Here is a 17,245-nt window from a genome sequence, read left to right on the forward strand (position 1 = left end):
TAGCCCCGTCTGTATAATCAACCTTTTCATGGCCTGAAGGTCAGGCTACATGAGGCTTTTGTAGGCGGGTGCTTTAGCCCCGTTTGCATAACCAACCTTTCCATGGCCTAAAGGCCAGGCTACAAAACCAAGGGCGCTTACAATCTGGTAAAATGTCTAGTAAATCTATGGCTGAGATAAACTATCGCTTACAGCTAGTGTATAATCCGATTTTTACGATTTAGCCCTAAAACATGAGTTTTAGGCATCAACACTTTATTTGGAGATCGGGTTGAACAAGCAGTCATTAATTCTACTGAAAAATGCCAATATTTTCGCCCCGCAGGCTCTTGGTATTCGTCACCTTTTAGTGGGGGGCGGTCGAATTTTACAGATTTTTGATAGCCTGCCTAACATTGATTCTACCCTCGATGTTCAGCACCTTGATGTGCAAGGGGCCACTTTAATTCCAGGTTTAATTGATGCCCACACTCATATCACCGGTGGTGGTGGCGAAGCTGGATTTGCCACTCGTGTGCCTCCGGTTCCGTTAAGTCAATTTACCCGTGCAGGGGTGACTACCGCTGTAGGTTTGTTAGGTACCGATGACACCACCCGCAACACTGAATCATTAGTCGCGCAGGTTTATGGACTGCGTGAAGAAGGCTTATCTGCTTATTGCTACACCGGCGGATATCATTTACCGCCTACTACCTTAACTGGTTCAGTTAAAACCGATATTGTTTTTGTTGACCCCATAGTGGCAGTGGGAGAATTGGCCATCAGTGACCATCGTTCCAGCCAACCCACCCTTAATGAATTGCTCAAAGTCGCTTCTGAAGCCCATGTGGCAAGGTTGATGACCGGCAAGGCTGGCACTGTGCATTTGCACTTAGGTGACGGTGAGCGTGGTTTAAGTTTGGTGCGTGAAGCCTTATCGACATCAGAAATACCGCCGAGAACCTTCAATCCTACCCATGTAAATCGACAACGTTTTTTATTTGAAGAAGCCTGTGAGTTAGCCAAACAAGGGTGTTGGATTGATGTGACTGCATTTGAAACTGACGGTGAAGGTTATGAACCGGCAGATGCCTTGAGTCGCTATATCGCCAGTGACTTTCCCCAAGACAAGCTAACCATTAGTTCTGATGGTGGAGGTTGTTTACCTTGCTTTAATAAACAAGGGCATTTAACCAAAATGGACTTCGCCAATTCAGAATCTATGACTCAAGTTTTATATGAATTACTGGGAAATGGCGTGGCGTTGCCAGATTGTTTGCCATTTTTCACATCAAATGTTGCTTCTTTGATGAATTTTCATAAAAAAGGCAAGATACAGGCTGGCTTTGACGCAGATCTTGTTATACTTGACGATTCGTCCCGCATCAGCCATGTGATGGCCCTTGGTGTGTGGCACATTTTTGATAAATCTTTTGTAAAAAAAGGTACGTTTGAGGATTGAATATGCCGTCTCCTAATATCGAAGGACAGCAACGTGGTTATGTAATCCCCATCGGCGGAGCCGAAGAGAAAATAGATAACCCTGAAATACTAACTAAATTTGTTGAACTCGCTGGTGGTTCTGATGCTGTGATTTGTGTCATTCCAACGGCTTCACAGTTAGATGATACTGGTGAGCGATATGAAAACTTATTCCATGAATTAGGTGCTGGAAAAACCATTTCATTGCCTATTCGTGAGCGTGCTGATGCGCAAAACCCAGATTATGTTGAACAACTATTAACTTGTACGGCAGTGTTTATCACTGGCGGGAATCAACTACGTCTGTCGACTATCCTTGGTGGAACGCCAATCGCTAAAACGATTCGACAAATTAATGCCAAAGGTGTGCATGTTGCTGGTACATCAGCGGGAGCTGCAATTGTTTCTCAGCATATGATTACTGGTGGAAGCACTGGAATTGTACCCACCGAAGATGGTGTAAATTTAGCCCCAGGTATGGGTCTGATCAATACTGTTGTGGTCGACCAACACTTTAATGAGCGTAATCGTTTATCGCGTTTATTGAGTGCGGTTTCCTACAATCCATTTTTAGTGGGAATAGGTTTAGACGAAGACACTGCAGCCTTTATTGATGACAATAATGAGTTTACAGTCGTCGGTAGCGGAGCCATAACCGTTGTTGACCCAGCCGATATAGAGTATTCGTCAATGGCTGAAGCTCGCAGAGGTGACGCTTTAACCTTGCTTAATTTAAAGGTTCATATTCTTGCCTCGGGCAGTCGATATAATATCAGTACACGCCAAGCATCCGCTTAATTCTGCGTTTATGCTGAATATAAAAACAGTGGCGAATCCCACTGTTTTTATATAGCCTAGTTACGACAATCCTATAAGCTAAAACTGCCATATCTTAAGTCCATTACTTGTAGTATTGTTTTCTTTCTCCTTTCATCAATATGATTCACGATAACGTGTTGTTAAAGCAATTAACACAAGGAAACCCAACTATATGAAGATCCTCAGTAGAAACGTTTATGTCGGTCCAAATATTTACGCTAACTTTCCGGTTATTCGATATCAAATCGACTTAGGAGAGCTAGAAAACTGGCCTTCGGTAAAACTAGGTGAGGATTTTATCAATGGTTTAGTCAATGCGATTCCAAGTTTGCACAGTCACGGTTGTTCTTACCAAGAAGAAGGTGGTTTTATCCGTCGCTTGCGGGATGACGAAGGTACGTGGATGGGTCATATTTGGGAGCACGTTGCCCTTGAACTGCAAAACTTAGCTGGTTCGCCTGTAGGCTTTGGTCGCACTCGCAGTTTAGACAAACCCGGTTGCTACAATGTGGTCTATCAATACAAACAACAAGATGTTGGCTTAGAGGCTGGCGCTTTGGGTATGCGACTGCTTACTCACCTTTTGCCAGAAGAAGTTCAGTCTGCAATTAATGCTGATATTGATGATGATTTTGATTTTAGCCAAGAGCTGCAAGATTTTGTTCGCATGGCTCAGAAAAAAGAATTTGGTCCTAGTACTGGTAGTTTGGTTAAAGCAGCTGAAGAGCGTGATATTCCATGGTTACGTTTGAACAATTACAGCCTAGTACAGTTTGGTCACGGCAAATACCAAAAACGCATTCAAGCCACTATTACCAGTGAAACAAAGCATATCGCCGTTGAAATTTCCTGTGATAAAGAAGACACCCATAATTTATTAAACGATTTGGGTCTTCCTGTGCCTAAACAGTTGATGATTTATAGTGAACGTCAAGCTGTGCGGGCAGCCAACCGTATTGGTTTTCCTGTGGTAATTAAGCCTCTTAATGCTAACCATGGTAGAGGCGTAAGCATCAACCTCACTAATGATGAAGAAGTTGTAACTGCATTCAACGAAGCACAGAAATTCGGGACTAGCCGTGCCGTATTAGTGGAAAGTTACTTAACTGGCTTTGATCATCGGATGCTGGTAGTGAACGATGAGTTGGTCGCAGTGGCGAAACGTGTTCCAGGCCATGTGGTGGGTAATGGTTCCAGCACTATTGAAGAGCTAGTGGATATTGTCAATCAAGATCCCCGCCGTGGTATTGGTCATGAAAAAGTCCTGACCCGTTTAGAGCTTGATAATCAGGCTGAGCGTTTATTGGCTGAAGCCGGTTATGATAAAACCACGGTGTTGGAAGAGGGGCAGGAGTTTTACTTACGTTCAACGGCAAACCTCTCTACCGGTGGAACCGCCATTGATGTGACAGATTCTGTGCATCCAGACAATAGAGACATGGCCGTGCGGGCAATAAAAGCCATTGGTTTAGACATTGGTGGTGTTGACTTTCTAACCGATGACATTAGCAAATCTTACAAAGAAATTGGTGGCGGCATTTGCGAATGTAACGCCGCACCAGGATTTAGAATGCACGTGGCACCTAGTGAAGGTACCCCTCGTGACGTGTCTGGTAAAGTGATGGACATGTTGTTCCCACCAGGAGCGAATTCGAGTATTCCCATCGCTGCTATTACTGGCACAAATGGTAAAACCACCACCTCACGGATGCTTGCCAGCATAATGAAAAGTGTGGGTTACACCACTGGCATGACGTCCACCGATGGGGTTTATATTGATGGGCATTTAACTGTAAAAGGCGATATGACAGGCCCCACCTCAGCACAAATCGTACTGCGTGATCCTAGTGTGGATTTTGCGATTATGGAAACAGCACGAGGTGGCATACTCAAGCGTGGCTTAGGTTATACAGAATGTGATGTTGGGGCATGTTTGAATATCAGTGCCGATCATTTAGGCCAAAGAGGCATAAATACACTTGAACAGCTTGCACAAATTAAACGTGTGGTGGTTGAAGTCGCTAAAGACTGCGTAGTGTTAAACGCTGACGATAGACATTGTTTGGAAATGGCAGATTACTGCTCCGCTAAACGCATTTGTTATGTCACAACCGATTCTGGTCATGGTTTAGTGCGTGAGCATATCCGCAGTGGTGGTTTAGCCGTGGTACTGGAAAAAGGCATCAATGGAGACATGATCACGATTTATGATAAGGGCTCTCATATTCCCTTATTATGGACACATCTTATTCCTGCGACTATTGAAGGCAAGGCAATGCATAACGTGCAAAATGCCATGTTTGCTACAGCCATGGCCTATTGTTTCAATACGTCATTGGAAGATATTAGACAAGGCTTGCGCATCTTCAATACCTCTTTCTATCAAGCTCCCGGTCGCTTGAATATTTATGATGAACACCCCTTTAAAGTGATTTTAGATTACGCCCATAACCCTGCGGCGATTCAAACTATTACCGATTTAGCCTTGCGCTTAGACGTTACCGGTAAACGTCGTTTAGTTATTGCCATGCCTGGTGATAGACGAGATGAAGATGTAATAGAAGCTGCCACTATTACCGCCAAAGGTTTTGATACTGTTATTTGTAAGGCCGATGATGATCGTCGAGGTCGCGGGTTTGACGAAGTACCACAATTACTGCGTAAAACCTACCTTGAACAAGGTATGGCTGATGAAGATATTCAAGTCATACCGTCTGAAAAAGACGCCGTAGATAAAGCCCTTGAGGATTGTCAGAAAGGTGATCTATTGATTATTCTTGGCGACAATATTACCCGTTGTTGGAAGCAGATTGTGCATTTCCAAGCAGATGGCGATGGAGTAGCAAAAGAGGCTCAACCTTCTCAAGATTATCCTGAAAAACTTTATGCTCCAGTGGAACATAAGTTCGAGCTCGATGCCGGTCAAACCCTCGTGCAAGATGAAAGAGGTGTACGTTTAGTGGTTGAACGCGATGAAGATTCAGATTAATGCGTTTAGAACTGGACGAAGTTAGACGACTGACAGGCCCCAACCTACTGTGGGACAAACCTGGAGCCATCTTAGACGTTTTCATTGAAGGTATAGATAGCCAGACTGTTATCACCACTTGGCAAGGTTGGGTCGATAAGCTGTTGCTAAAAATGAATTGGCAACAACGTTATACCTATCGGCTTTATACCGGTGGCGCTAGTTTGGCTATTAGCGCACCTATGGATGCCCTATACACCGCTTGTGACCTCGCTGAATTAGCGTGGGAGTTAACGGTTTCTGAACTCTGTCAGCAACCGCAAGTGGATTGGCTTAGCCGCGCAGAGCAGTTGCAACTTGATTGTGTAGAAGAGCAAAGTCCTGAGTTGTTAAGTCTGTTAGCGGAAGCCAAAACCCATAATGTGACAGCCATCAGTGATGACGACGAATTTAGTTTAGGCACTGGCCCCTCCGTTGATGTATGGCCTATAGATGCTTTACCTACAACTACTGAGCTGCAATGGAATAAATATCAGGATATTCCTCGCGCCTTCATCACAGGTACCAACGGAAAATCTACCAGTGTGCGATTAGCTAGTGAAATAGCTAAAGCAGCTGGCATTTGTGCCGGCGTGACGTCCACTGACTTTATTAAAGTGGGTGATGAGATCATCGACAAAGGTGATTACTCTGGTCCAGGTGGAGCAAGAATGTTGTTGCGTGATAAACGCACGGAAATGGCGTTTTTAGAGGTTGCCAGAGGCGGTATTTTACGTCGCGGCATTCCCATTGAGACAGTGAATGCGGCGCTTATCACCAATGTTGCCAGTGATCATCTGGGTCAATACGGTATTAACACCGTTGAAGAGTTAGCCGAGGTTAAGTTTGTTGTTGCCAAAGGCTTAGCCAAAACCTCAACACTGGTGCTCAATGCCGACAATGAGTTAGTGGTGCGTCAAGGCAAAAAAGTGAACTGTCAGATTTGTTGGTTCAGTGAAGATGCAAATAATCCCTTGATTCTACATAACCAGCAAGCTGGCTTACCCTGTGTATTTGTCGAAAATCAATACTTTGTTTATGTCTCAGCTCAGGGAACCAAGCAAATCATTGAAGATGTTAAGTCTGTGCCTATGACCATGCAGGGGGCGGCGAAACACAATATTCAAAATGCCCTAGGGGTAATTGGCCTTTGTAAGGCGTTAAACTTACCTAAGCAAGCAATTAAACAGGGTTTGCTTAATTTTGGTAGTTCGGCAAAAGACAACCCAGGTCGTGGAAACTTATACCACCATCAAGGTGCAACAGTAATGGTGGATTTTGCCCATAATGCCCACAGCGTTAAAGCCATGATTAATACTGCTAAACAACTAGCGGCGAAGCGCTACATTGTTATGTTCAGTAACGCTGGTGATCGTGCAGATGAAGATATCAAACAACTCACCGATGAAATTCAAAAAATACAGGCAGACCGATATATAGTCGCAGAGCTCGAACGTTATCTACGTGGTAGAGAGCTAGGTGAATTATTACACCTTGTGAGAAACCAATTAGTCGACAAAGGGGTAGATGAGTCCGTTATTGACTGCGTAGATTCGCCATTAACCGGAGCTAAGCGGGCAATAGAGATAGCCAAACCCGGTGATGTGGTAGTATTATTTTGTCTGGATCAGCGTGAAGAAATAGATCAACTTCTACAATAGCCTCACGTCTATAGGATTCCAATATAATTGGAAAAATTCATTTCGTCCCCATTTCTCTTTTTACTTGTAAATTGTGTTTTGTTCTACACGCACTTATTGCAAATACGTCTTTTTAAGTGCAAAGCAAATCCTTGTCTTTAATTGGAGTAAAAGTTGAAATGGAACAATCTTTCAATGAAGCATTATTAAAACTATGTATGGTGCTTTATCGTATTGATGGCAAAATTACCTTATCTGAACAAGATTATTACGATTCCATTTATCGCCATATAAACTGGCAAGGCGAAGATGATCTGGAAGAGTTTCAACGACAATCTATACATCAAGTGCGAGATGCTGTCGAAAACGGTGAAGCAAAACAATTTGTGATGTCACTAAAAGAGCATTTAAGCTTTAATGCTAAAAAGGCCTTGGCCATTGCTCAAGGAATTTGTCTCATAGATGGTGATATTGCAGAACAAGAACAAGAAATTCTTGATTATTTAAAGTTCCGAGTGTTAGCCAAATATCTAGACAAAATCGATATCGAATAACAAACTAAATGGCTATATTAGTAAATAGGCATTAGTGATGTTTTAAATTATTGGTATTGAGCTGAAAATATAAATATACTAATTCTTAGAGTAAAAAATTAGCCGTAGGGGTGAGTTTGTGCCTAGAATGTTTGCAGCCCACGGTACGCTAGATTTATTCGTTAAAGATAGAATTTTGCGTCTAGAAGGGACAGGTCCTTGGAATCTAGAGTCATTAGACGAGTCTGGTGAGTTAGCTGATCCAATGATTGAGGAGCTTATAAAGCAGCCTTGGGCTGTTTTAGTTATCTTACATGGCGAATGTATCTATGTGCACGAAGCGGGGCAACGTTTAACCGAAATAGTCCGTAGAGAGAAGACACAAAATCGCGTGGCAACCGCGATTTTAGTGAATGATTGTGACTCCCCTAATTTTGCTCAACAACATATTGGCGATATTTATAAAAATGCCGGTGAAAAATTCAAATTTTTCGACAACGAAGATTCAGCTGAAATATGGTTAAAACAGCAGTTAGCTGCGGTTGTAAAAGATTAACCTTCCTATTTTTCCATAACTTATAACCCTAATGCCTTGTTTAGTTTGTGAATTGTCGTAATCTACTGATAATTCTTTAAGTAGAGAAAACTGATGCATGAGTTTGAGTGGCAGCGTGCTGTTATAAAAGTCGGTAGCGCATTAATTGCGCCTGATGGTCAGCATTGCAGCGGACATTATTTATTAGCAATTGCGCGCTTTATAACCGCAAGTCGAGAACAAGGCAAAGAAGTGATCTTAGTATCTTCGGGCAGCGTAGCAGCTGGTCGAGGTAATATCCCGATACATCACACCCCGTCGATAGCTGAAAAACAAGCCATGGCATCCATTGGGCAAATGCAAATGATGTCTAATTGGTCTCGCTTTTTTGACTTTCCTTGTGCACAGCTATTGTTAACCTACGACGATTTACATAGTCGAACCCGCTACGTAAATATAAAAAATACTTTGCGTGAGCTGCTAAATCACCAAGCGTTACCTATAGTAAATGAAAATGATACTGTGGCGGTGAATGAACTTAAAGTGGGTGATAATGATAATTTAGGAGCTTACACCGCGCTTGTAGCACAAGCTGATACTCTGATTATCTGTTCAGATGTGGATGGTTTATATGATCAAGATCCGCGACTAAATCCAGATGCGACACTTATATCAGAAGTATCTTGTATTGATGAAAGCACTTTTGCTTTAGCTGGTGGTGCAGGTACAAAAATGGGTACGGGTGGCATGTTAACTAAACTGCAAGCTGCTCAAAAGTGTACTCAAAGTGGTATTCAAACCCTCATAGTCAACGGTCAGAAAGGCGAAGTTTTCGACCAACTTCTAGATGGGAAGATCCAAGGAACCCGTTTTGTTCCTGTGGCAAGTCGTGAAAATGCCCGCCGCCAATGGCTAAAACACACGCTCAAAAGTGGTGGTAAAATTGTCATCGATTCTGGCGCTAAAACGGCCATTCTCAATAAAGGCGCGTCTTTATTGCCTAGCGGTATTGTCGATGTAATGGGAACATTTAGTGCTGGTGATGCGGTCACCATCGAATATCAAAACCATGCTTTGGCTAAAGGTTTAGCACTGTATAATTCATCTGATTTGGGCAGCATAAAAGGAATTCGAAGCAGTAAAATCGAAAGCGTTTTAGGCTACACATCAGGGGAAGCTGTAGTGCATAGAGACGATATGGTTTTGCTTTAAGGTTTTTAATTAGTTCTGTTATCAATAGTGAGTATATTCAAATGACATTTTCAATCGCTGCAGCAGCAGTGGCAGCAAAAAAAGCGGCGAGAGCTTATTCGTCTTTAGGCAGTCAGGCTAAAAATGCGCTTCTGACTGAAATTGCCGATCAACTGATTGTCCAAAAAGAGCAAATATTATTAGCGAATCAAAAAGATTTAGATGCCGCTGAGCAAAATCAAATAGATGCATCTATGCAAGATCGACTGCGCTTAACCGAAGAACGTCTCGAAGGAATTCGAAGTGCAGTTCTTGAGATCGTCCAGCAGCCCGATCCTGTGGGGGAAATAAGCCACGTTCAGCAGCGTCCAAGTGGTATTCGAGTGGGTAAAATGCGCATTCCATTAGGGGTGATTGCGATGATTTATGAGTCACGCCCGAATGTGACTATTGATGCTGCAGCACTGTGTCTTAAGGCCGGCAATGGCGTGATCTTACGAGGCGGAAAAGAAGCGATAAATTCTAATCTAGCCTTGGCGAACTGTATTCAGGTGGCGTTGGAAAAACATCAATTAGACCCCAATGTTGTTGTGGTGGTGCCTAATACTGATCGCAGTGTGATGAACGAATTAATGACCCTAAATGAGTCTATAGATTTAATTATTCCTCGTGGTGGTGAAGGCCTAATTCGTTTTGTTACGGAAAATAGTCGTATACCGGTGATTCAACACTTCAAAGGCGTTTGTCATTTATATATTGATAAGCAAGCCGATCTAAATAAAGGTTTATCCCTTCTAGAAAATGGTAAAACCCAGCGTACTAGCGTATGTAACTCCTTAGAAACCTTATTGGTGCATCAGTCGGTGGCTGACGGGTTTTTACCCATGGCTGCTAAAATGTTGTCTGAACATAAGGTAAAAGTGCACGCCTGTGAAAAAAGCATTAGCTATTTTGACGGCGCTGAAGCTGCTACCGAGGACGATTGGCATGCGGAGTATTTAGCCCTAGAGATTGCCGTGCGGGTAGTGGATGATTTTGATCACGCCATAGAACATATAGGCTTATATGGTTCAGGCCACACTGAAGTGATAGTCACCCAAGACTACTCTGCAGCGAATGAATTTATTCGTGTTGTGGATTCTGCGGTAGTTATGGCCAATGCCTCTTCACGTTTCTCTGATGGCGGTGAGTTAGGCTTAGGTGCAGAAATTGGTATTTCTACCAGCAAATTACATGCATATGGCCCTATGGGGGCTGAGTCACTAACCACTGAAAAGTTTGTGGTTTACGGTGACGGTGAAATCCGTGGTTAATATTGAATTGTTAACTATCTAGTATGGGTAGGAGTTCACCAGAAACCTGGGTATTTTTGTTAGTCATCATTGCCGTTGTGGTAGTCCCAATCCTAGTTGGATTGGGATTCTTCAAGCTTTATAGGCTACTGAAACCTTTCCCTAAAGTACCTCAGCAATCCACTTCATTTACCTTTGATGCGCCAAGTGATAGCTTTTTTAAATGTACCTTTGTGGGGTGGCTAATTTGTGCTCCAATCTTCTATCTGTTCTATGTTTACTTTTAGTTTGACCGACTATCCATTGCTGTTTTCAGATAGCTCTACGCCCGCAGTTTCTTGCAGCATTGCGTGGAAAAATCGAATCGCATTCAGGTAATCTTCCACGGGCAACTGTTCGTTAATGCCGTGGAAGCGAGTTAAGCTTTCAGGGTTTAAACGCACCATCATAAAACGATAGATATTCTTAGAGAGTCCGGTGTAGTAGCGTGAATCGGTGCCGCCAATCACCAAATAGGGTGCCACCAGAACATCGTTATCCAGTTGGCGTATATGTTTTTCAATTAACTTAAACCCGAAGCTATCCGTGGGTGAGACTTCTGACGGGTTAATACTCATAAAGTCGCTGATCATCACACGTTCATCATCAATGGCGCTGATCACATGTTGTTTTACGCTTTCAATTGAATCCCCTGGCAGTATTCGAAAGTTAATTACTGCTGATGCCTGGGAAGGCAAAATGTTGGATTTGGAGCTACCTTTTGCCATTGTTGCCGCAATCGTTGTACGAATACTTGCAGCACTTGATGGTGATTTTACCATGACATTGCTAACAACTGGTTCTAATAACCACAAATTGGCCATGGATAAGCGGCTACTTAATGGGGCGTAAGTGGCGACAGCATCAAAGGTCATTTTGCTAAAGGTTAAATCTGGAGTAAATTGGGCATTTTCTACTTTGACTATTGCGTCACTTAAAATGCCTAACGCCGTGTGTTCAGGTGGCTGTGAAGAATGTCCTCCAGCAGAATTTACCGTTAGCCTGAGGTTAACAAAGCCTTTTTCTGCAACGCCAACCAATGCTACGGGTTGTTCAATACCAGGCATTATACCTTCGGTAATTGCCCCCCCTTCATCCAACACAAATTCAAACTCTACACCTTGTTGTTGCAAGTATTCGGCAATTTTTACCGCGCCTCGAGTGCCGCCGGTTTCCTCATCATGGCCAAACGCTAAATATATGCCTCGCTTGAAGGGTTTGTTTTGTTGTAATAACAGTTCCATAGATTCCAGTAAGGCAAATACCGTTACTTTGTCATCTATGGTGCCTCTGCCCCATATAGTACCGTTCTCGACAACGCCACTGAAAGGCGGTTGTTGCCATTTATCTAGGGTAGCCTCGTCTACCGGCACCACGTCCATATGTCCCATTAACAAAGCCGGTTTTAACGATTTATCTGTGCCAGGAAAATAGTACAACAGGCTATGTTCACCAAAGGTTTTTTGTTGGGCAATTTGGTGTACAAGGGGGTAACTTAGTTTGATGTGCTGTCTAAAATCGATAAAGGGCTGAGCATTGAATTTCTCAGGATCGTCGTGAGATATGGTTTGGAATTGAATGCCTTTGGCAAATCGATTAATTGCCGCATCTGTATCTAACGGTAAGTTGTGTTCTAATTGCTGAACTTGTAGTTGCGTGTCTTTAAATACCGTTTCGGAACGGATCCCTAATATAGCTGCCAGGATAATTATTAATAACAGCAACATGCCAAATAACTTTTTCATATTCCAAGTCCTTTCGTCATAAATAAAATTTAACAATAGTACGCTAACAGCATACTCTTAATTCGTTTCTATGAAAACGATTTGCTACTATGTCGACTTATCCTATTAGCTTACGAGATTTGGCGTGTCGAATGTACAACTTTTTATTAGCTGCACTTTAATTTGGGGCTCGACTTGGATCGCCATTACCTTTCAACTAGGTGACGTGGACCCGGTTTTGTCGGTGGCATATCGATTTACTATTGCTTCAATAATACTCGGCTGTGTGTGTTGGTATAAGAAGTTGCCATTGAAACTACCCATGCATATTCATTTTAAAATGGCCGCAGTGGGACTATGCCTTTACACCCTCGACTACAGTTTTTTATATGAAAGCCAAAAGTACTTAGTTAGCGCTGTGGTTGCACTAATGAGTTCATGCATTATTTATATTAATGTGATTATGCGTCGTCTGCTGTTAAAAAAGCCTATTCGCTTAGAGGTGGTACTTGGCGCAACCTTTGGTTTGGTAGGCATGGCAATGATCTTCGTACCGCAATTTGAACATGCCCAAAGCCAAATGTTTTTGTCATTGGGAATTACTTTGGCATGTATCTCATTTGTCTGCGCAGCTTTCGGGAATGTCATCTCAGAACGAATATTGGATCATGGTACACCTGTGATTCAAATGAATTTTTGGGCAATGACCTATGCTTTAGTTTTTTTATACGGCTATGCCTTCCTCAACGGCGCTGAATTGGTTTTCCCTAGCTCCACAGACTATTACCTCTCGCTGCTTTTCCTTGCGGTCTTTGGTTCAGTACTAGCCTTTGGTGCTTATATGAAACTTGTGCAACAAATTGGTTCGGATAAGGCCGCTTATGTGGTGTTGATGTATCCCTTGGTAGCGTTATTTATTTCTACCCTGTTTGAAGGTTATCAGTGGCAGTTACCCGCATTGATTGGTGTGTTGGTGGTATTGTTGGGGAATGCTATTGCTATGGGGAAAGTGCCCTTATCTTTGGGCGCATTTAAAACTCGTCAAGCTAACGATTAAACTTTCCTAAAGAGTTAGGAAAACAGCGTAGTCTTTACCCAGAATAAGCTACGCTGTTATTCGGATACTCAAAGTGAGTTTATTTTTTTGTTGAGTTCGTAAGCGGGCTCAGTGACTATTTTTTCGAGCACTTGAATGCGTTCTTTTAAGTCTTTAATTTCCTGATCTTTATGGTTGATAGTTGTTTGAAACTGTTGCTCTTTGCTCGGTTTGAAAGGGTTTTGGGTACTGCCATTGAACCAATCGATAAGTTTCCAGTTGTGTTTAGTATCTAACCAAGCCGCAGCTAAATATAAGGATAAGCTAGCCATAATGATCAATGTGATGGTTAATCCGTTCATGATGTTTCCTCTATTATTGTGATTTGTAAAGTCTTGCGCGATAGTCGCACAACATATTTATTTGGCGAATATTTCAACGTAGTTTTATTCGTCGGTTAATGCTTTAGTCTGGTGGTTTTAAAAAACATTACAGATATTTTGTAATATTTTTATTAGACCAGAGACTAATACTCTAGTTTTTGAATTTTTAGGTTGTAGGGATCACTGTTGAGCAAGGACTTTAATGCCATTGTTTCTGAATATGGACCATTACTTAGCCGAATCGCGTCAAGTTACGAGGCTAATCCACACTTGCAACAAGAGTTATTGCAAGAGATAAGCTTAGCAGTGTGGCAATCCTTGAAGGCTTTTAAAGGCACTAGCAGCCTTAAAACTTACATATTACGTGTGGCGCATAATAAAGCGGTGAGTCACGTCGCTTATCACGCAAAACAACCCTCCAGTGAAACCTATTGTGAGGTAGAAAACTCACATTCAAGCAATACGCTTTCTGCCATTGGAAATATTTCTAATAGCAGTCGCCAGTCACCTGAATCTGAATTAGCCAAACAATCTAAGGTGAGTTTGTTAGTTAGCGCTGTTCGCCAATTACCCGTGCAATCAAGGCAAATAGTCACTATGTCAATGGAAGGTTTGGGGTATCAGGAAATTGCCGAGGTGTGCGGAATAAGTTCGACGAATGTTGGGGTTATTCTCAATCGCGCAAAAAAATCCTTAATGGAGATTATTAATCATGAGTAACGACGACTTCAATTTAGACCAAATCTGGCAACAACAAGATGTGGCTGAAGTAGATATTCAATCTTTAAAGCGTCAATGGTGGTTAATGAGAATGAAACAATATTTGTATATGTTGTTTGATGCTTTAGCCGTTATTTCAGTGCCATTAGCAATGTGGCTTTTGCCTAAAAAACTATCTATTTTTGAAGGGATTTGGATTTCTATTGTATTTCTGTTTGTGTGTGTATGGTTCTTCTATCTTTTATGGCTAAGGCGTTTTTCTTTAGGGTTCAAATCTGAAACCGCTTCAACCTCGGACTTTATTGAACGCGTAAAATTGCAATATAAACAGAATATTAAAATTGCTTATGTCAACAAAGTGCTGTGTTACGTTACTCCCATGTTCTTTGTTGGTTATGTCGCATTTGCTTATTGGGGTGACTTTGTTGATCAACAGGAATTGCTGCGAAAAGCGAAGTTAATGCTAGTCCTTAATATAGTGTTCATACCATTAATGTGGCTATGGATGCATAAACGTGAGTTGAAATTTAAACGCCTGTTAAGGGAGTTTGAGTCTCAATCTTTCCAACATTAAAATTAATCTTCTAACTCTGTCTTTCGATCTCTGTGATACCGCTACAAAACAATCACTAATGGCCGATAAAAATCATTTACTTAACGTTTTTAACGCAGATTAAAAGAGATAAACCCTTAATTTTAGACTAGAATTCGTGGATTCTTTTTCTATGGGAGTTGCGCCGTTTTTTGTATGATGGTGTGACCTTGGTTTTTAGGTGAATTTTCATGAATGAAATTGATCAGTTGTTAGAGAATAATCGCAGATGGTCGGAGAGAACGACCAAAGTCACGCCACACTTTTTTAAGTCATTGGCGCAACAGCAAACCCCTAAATTTTTGTGGATTGGTTGTTCTGATAGTCGTGTACCTGCAAATCAAATTGTCGATTTGCCTCCTGGTGAAGTTTTTGTGCATAGAAATGTGGCCAACCTGGTAGTACACACCGATTTTAATTGTCTTTCTGTTTTGCAGTTTGCCATTGATGTTTTAAAAGTAGAGCATGTTATCGTTTGCGGTCACTATGGTTGCGGTGGCATTGATGCTGCAATTCAAGAAGAGCCTCTTAATCTAAGTTTAGTGGACAATTGGTTAGGCCATATTCGTGATATTGCCGGTAAACACGAAAAAGAATTAAATAAGCTCAGCGGTGAGGCTAAATCGGCGCGCTTGTGTGAAATTAACGTGCTTGAACAAACTGAAAATGTTAAACGCAATACAATTATTAGAGATGCTCTTGCGCGTGGTCAAACATTGAAAATTCACAGTTGGGTTTATAGCTTGAAAAATGGTTTAGTCACTGATTTGAGCGTAGATTGATCTGACAACCCTAAAAATAACTAATGTATATATGATTATTAATAAATACTGATTGAGCACTTAATGGGTATAATATGATTTTTAATCTGGATTGTAGCGTATACCTTAAAAAATGTACCTTCTTTTCCTATATAATAGCACTCTAACGTTTACCTATTAACATTTTATCTGCAATTCGATTCGTAGTTGCTTTATTAAAGAGGAATTAATTGTACTAATGATCACTGAAGAGATTGTCGAACATTCTAAATCTAAACTTGGACTGTTTGAGTTTGTTGCCTTAATTGCATTTATGACATCGATCGTAGCCTTGAGTATTGATGCTATGTTACCGGCACTCAATCAAATTGGCAGTGACCTGGGTAGTGAAAGCCCTCAGTATACTCACATGATCATCTCTATTTTCTTTTTAGGGATGGCGTTTGGTCAACTTTATTATGGCCCCTATTCTGACACCAAAGGTCGAAGAGCGGCAATTTTGTCTGGATTGATCGTATTTGCTTTAGGTACGATTATCTGTATATTTTCGAAATCCATGGAGATGTTGTTGCTTGGTAGAGTGATTCAAGCATTTGGCGTTTCCGGCCCTAGAATTGCGAGCATCGCCCTAATTCGTGATCAATTTGAAGGCGAAGCCATGGCCAGGGTAATGTCATTTATCATGATGGTGTTTATTTTGGTACCAATGATCGCCCCTTCATTTGGTAAAACCATTTTATTTTTTGCTTCTTGGCGGGAAATATTTATTTCATTTTTGATTATTGGATTTGCATTGGCAGTGTGGTTTTTCACACGTCAACCTGAAACGTTGCCCAAGTCGAAACGCAAACCTTTTACTTTTGCGAGTCTGTGGATATCGAGTAAATTTATTCTGACTCAAAAAGCAGTAATGATGTACACCTTATCAATGGGTTGTATTTTCGGTTCGTTTTTAGCCTATCTGAGTGCTTCTCAAACCATCTTTGAAGACTTTTACTCACAAGGTGATATGTTTCCCCTAATATTCGCCGTGCTGGCGTTCTCCATTGGTATTGCGTCGTTTATCAACGGTACTCTGGTCATGAAATTGGGAATGCATAAGCTTTGCACCTTAGCAATCTATGGCATTATTGTGATGTCGACTATTTTTGTAATTGTTACATCTCACTATCAGGGTTTGCCACCGTTAAAGCTTACTATCGCAATACTGTTTGTAAATTTCTTCTTTATTGGAGTTTTGTTTGGCAACCTGAATTCTCTTGCGATGATGCCATTAGGGCACATAGCTGGCTTAGGCGCGGCGGTAACAGGATCCCTAAGCAGTGCCTTTGCAGTTCCTGTGGCTCTGTTTATAGGTAGTTTTGTGAAAAACGATATTTTGCCTATATCAATTGGCTTTTTAGTCTTTAGTTTAATTACGATGGTTTGTTTTCGAGTTGCTGGAACTGGAGATAAAGAACCGCAAGTATGTAACACCCGCAAAATAACAAAATAGATAAGACTAAAATTCGT

15 protein-coding genes are annotated in these 17,245 nt (G+C 41.6%); 13 read left to right on the forward strand and 2 right to left on the reverse strand.

All coding sequences use genetic code 11. The annotated features are described in order from the left end of the window. Positions 1-271 precede the first annotated feature (271 nt). The 8 genes from iadA to AB6T38_RS07415 all read left to right on the forward strand — a co-directional run bounded on the left by iadA (position 272) and on the right by AB6T38_RS07415 (position 10,499). Entirely contained in the window at positions 272-1,441 is a 1,170-nt protein-coding gene (gene iadA / locus AB6T38_RS07380; RefSeq protein WP_372546692.1) for a beta-aspartyl-peptidase, read from the forward strand. Positions 1,442-1,443: 2 nt separating this feature from the next. Continuing rightward, the gene (locus tag AB6T38_RS07385) at positions 1,444-2,259 is read left to right on the forward strand and encodes a cyanophycinase (RefSeq protein ID WP_372546693.1); all 816 of its coding nucleotides are present in this window, start codon (positions 1,444-1,446) and stop codon (positions 2,257-2,259) included. A gap of 193 nt (positions 2,260-2,452) precedes the next feature. After that, positions 2,453-5,269: a cyanophycin synthetase gene (gene cphA / locus AB6T38_RS07390; RefSeq protein WP_372546694.1), complete on the forward strand. Its 2,817-nt coding sequence runs from the start codon at positions 2,453-2,455 to the stop codon at positions 5,267-5,269. Then, positions 5,269-6,948, forward strand: a complete 1,680-nt coding sequence (locus AB6T38_RS07395; RefSeq protein ID WP_372546695.1) for a Mur ligase family protein — start codon at positions 5,269-5,271, stop codon at positions 6,946-6,948. Before cphA ends, AB6T38_RS07395 begins: the two co-directional genes overlap by 1 nt. 158 nt (positions 6,949-7,106) lie before the next feature. Further along, a complete protein-coding gene (locus AB6T38_RS07400; protein ID WP_372546696.1) occupies positions 7,107-7,481 on the forward strand; it encodes a TerB family tellurite resistance protein in 375 nt (124 codons plus the stop codon). A 118-nt stretch (positions 7,482-7,599) separates the two neighbouring features. Next, a complete protein-coding gene (locus AB6T38_RS07405; RefSeq protein ID WP_372546697.1) occupies positions 7,600-8,016 on the forward strand; it encodes a hypothetical protein in 417 nt (138 codons plus the stop codon). Between the two features lie 93 nt (positions 8,017-8,109). Next, positions 8,110-9,207 carry a glutamate 5-kinase gene (gene proB, locus AB6T38_RS07410; protein WP_372546698.1) on the forward strand — a complete coding sequence of 366 codons (1,098 nt, stop codon included), beginning with the start codon at positions 8,110-8,112 and terminating at the stop codon, positions 9,205-9,207. A gap of 41 nt (positions 9,208-9,248) precedes the next feature. Next, a complete protein-coding gene (locus AB6T38_RS07415; protein ID WP_372546699.1) occupies positions 9,249-10,499 on the forward strand; it encodes a glutamate-5-semialdehyde dehydrogenase in 1,251 nt (416 codons plus the stop codon). A 275-nt stretch (positions 10,500-10,774) separates the two neighbouring features. Here the strand turns inward: AB6T38_RS07415 and AB6T38_RS07420 are convergent, their stop codons facing one another. Continuing rightward, positions 10,775-12,262: a M20 family peptidase gene (locus AB6T38_RS07420; RefSeq protein ID WP_372546700.1), complete on the reverse strand. Its 1,488-nt coding sequence runs from the start codon at positions 12,260-12,262 to the stop codon at positions 10,775-10,777. A 124-nt stretch (positions 12,263-12,386) separates the two neighbouring features. On the opposite strand from AB6T38_RS07420, the gene AB6T38_RS07425 reads away from it, so the two are divergent. After that, positions 12,387-13,298, forward strand: a complete 912-nt coding sequence (locus tag AB6T38_RS07425) for a DMT family transporter (RefSeq protein WP_372546701.1) — start codon at positions 12,387-12,389, stop codon at positions 13,296-13,298. 68 nt (positions 13,299-13,366) lie between these two features. Here AB6T38_RS07425 and AB6T38_RS07430 read toward each other — a convergent pair whose 3' ends face one another. Beyond that, positions 13,367-13,639, reverse strand: a complete 273-nt coding sequence (locus AB6T38_RS07430) for a hypothetical protein (protein WP_372546702.1) — start codon at positions 13,637-13,639, stop codon at positions 13,367-13,369. 207 nt (positions 13,640-13,846) lie between these two features. On the opposite strand from AB6T38_RS07430, the gene AB6T38_RS07435 reads away from it, so the two are divergent. From AB6T38_RS07435 to AB6T38_RS07450, 4 genes are all read left to right on the forward strand, one after another. Next, positions 13,847-14,380 carry an RNA polymerase sigma factor gene (locus AB6T38_RS07435; protein ID WP_372546703.1) on the forward strand — a complete coding sequence of 178 codons (534 nt, stop codon included), beginning with the start codon at positions 13,847-13,849 and terminating at the stop codon, positions 14,378-14,380. Next, complete coding sequence (locus AB6T38_RS07440) at positions 14,373-14,954, forward strand: hypothetical protein (RefSeq protein WP_372546704.1); 582 nt, start codon at positions 14,373-14,375, stop codon at positions 14,952-14,954. The genes AB6T38_RS07435 and AB6T38_RS07440 overlap by 8 nt, the downstream gene beginning before the upstream one ends. Before the next feature lie 209 nt (positions 14,955-15,163). Then, positions 15,164-15,754 (forward strand): carbonate dehydratase, encoded by a 591-nt coding sequence (gene can, locus AB6T38_RS07445; RefSeq protein ID WP_372546705.1) that lies wholly within the window; start codon positions 15,164-15,166, stop codon positions 15,752-15,754. 217 nt (positions 15,755-15,971) lie between these two features. Then, on the forward strand, positions 15,972-17,228 hold the full coding sequence (locus tag AB6T38_RS07450) for a multidrug effflux MFS transporter (RefSeq protein ID WP_372546706.1): 1,257 nt from the start codon (positions 15,972-15,974) through the stop codon (positions 17,226-17,228). The last annotated feature ends 17 nt before the right edge of the window (positions 17,229-17,245 follow it).

The sequence above is a fragment of the Aliiglaciecola sp. SL4 genome (genome assembly GCF_041538045.1).
Classification (GTDB): Bacteria; Pseudomonadota; Gammaproteobacteria; order Enterobacterales; family Alteromonadaceae; genus Aliiglaciecola.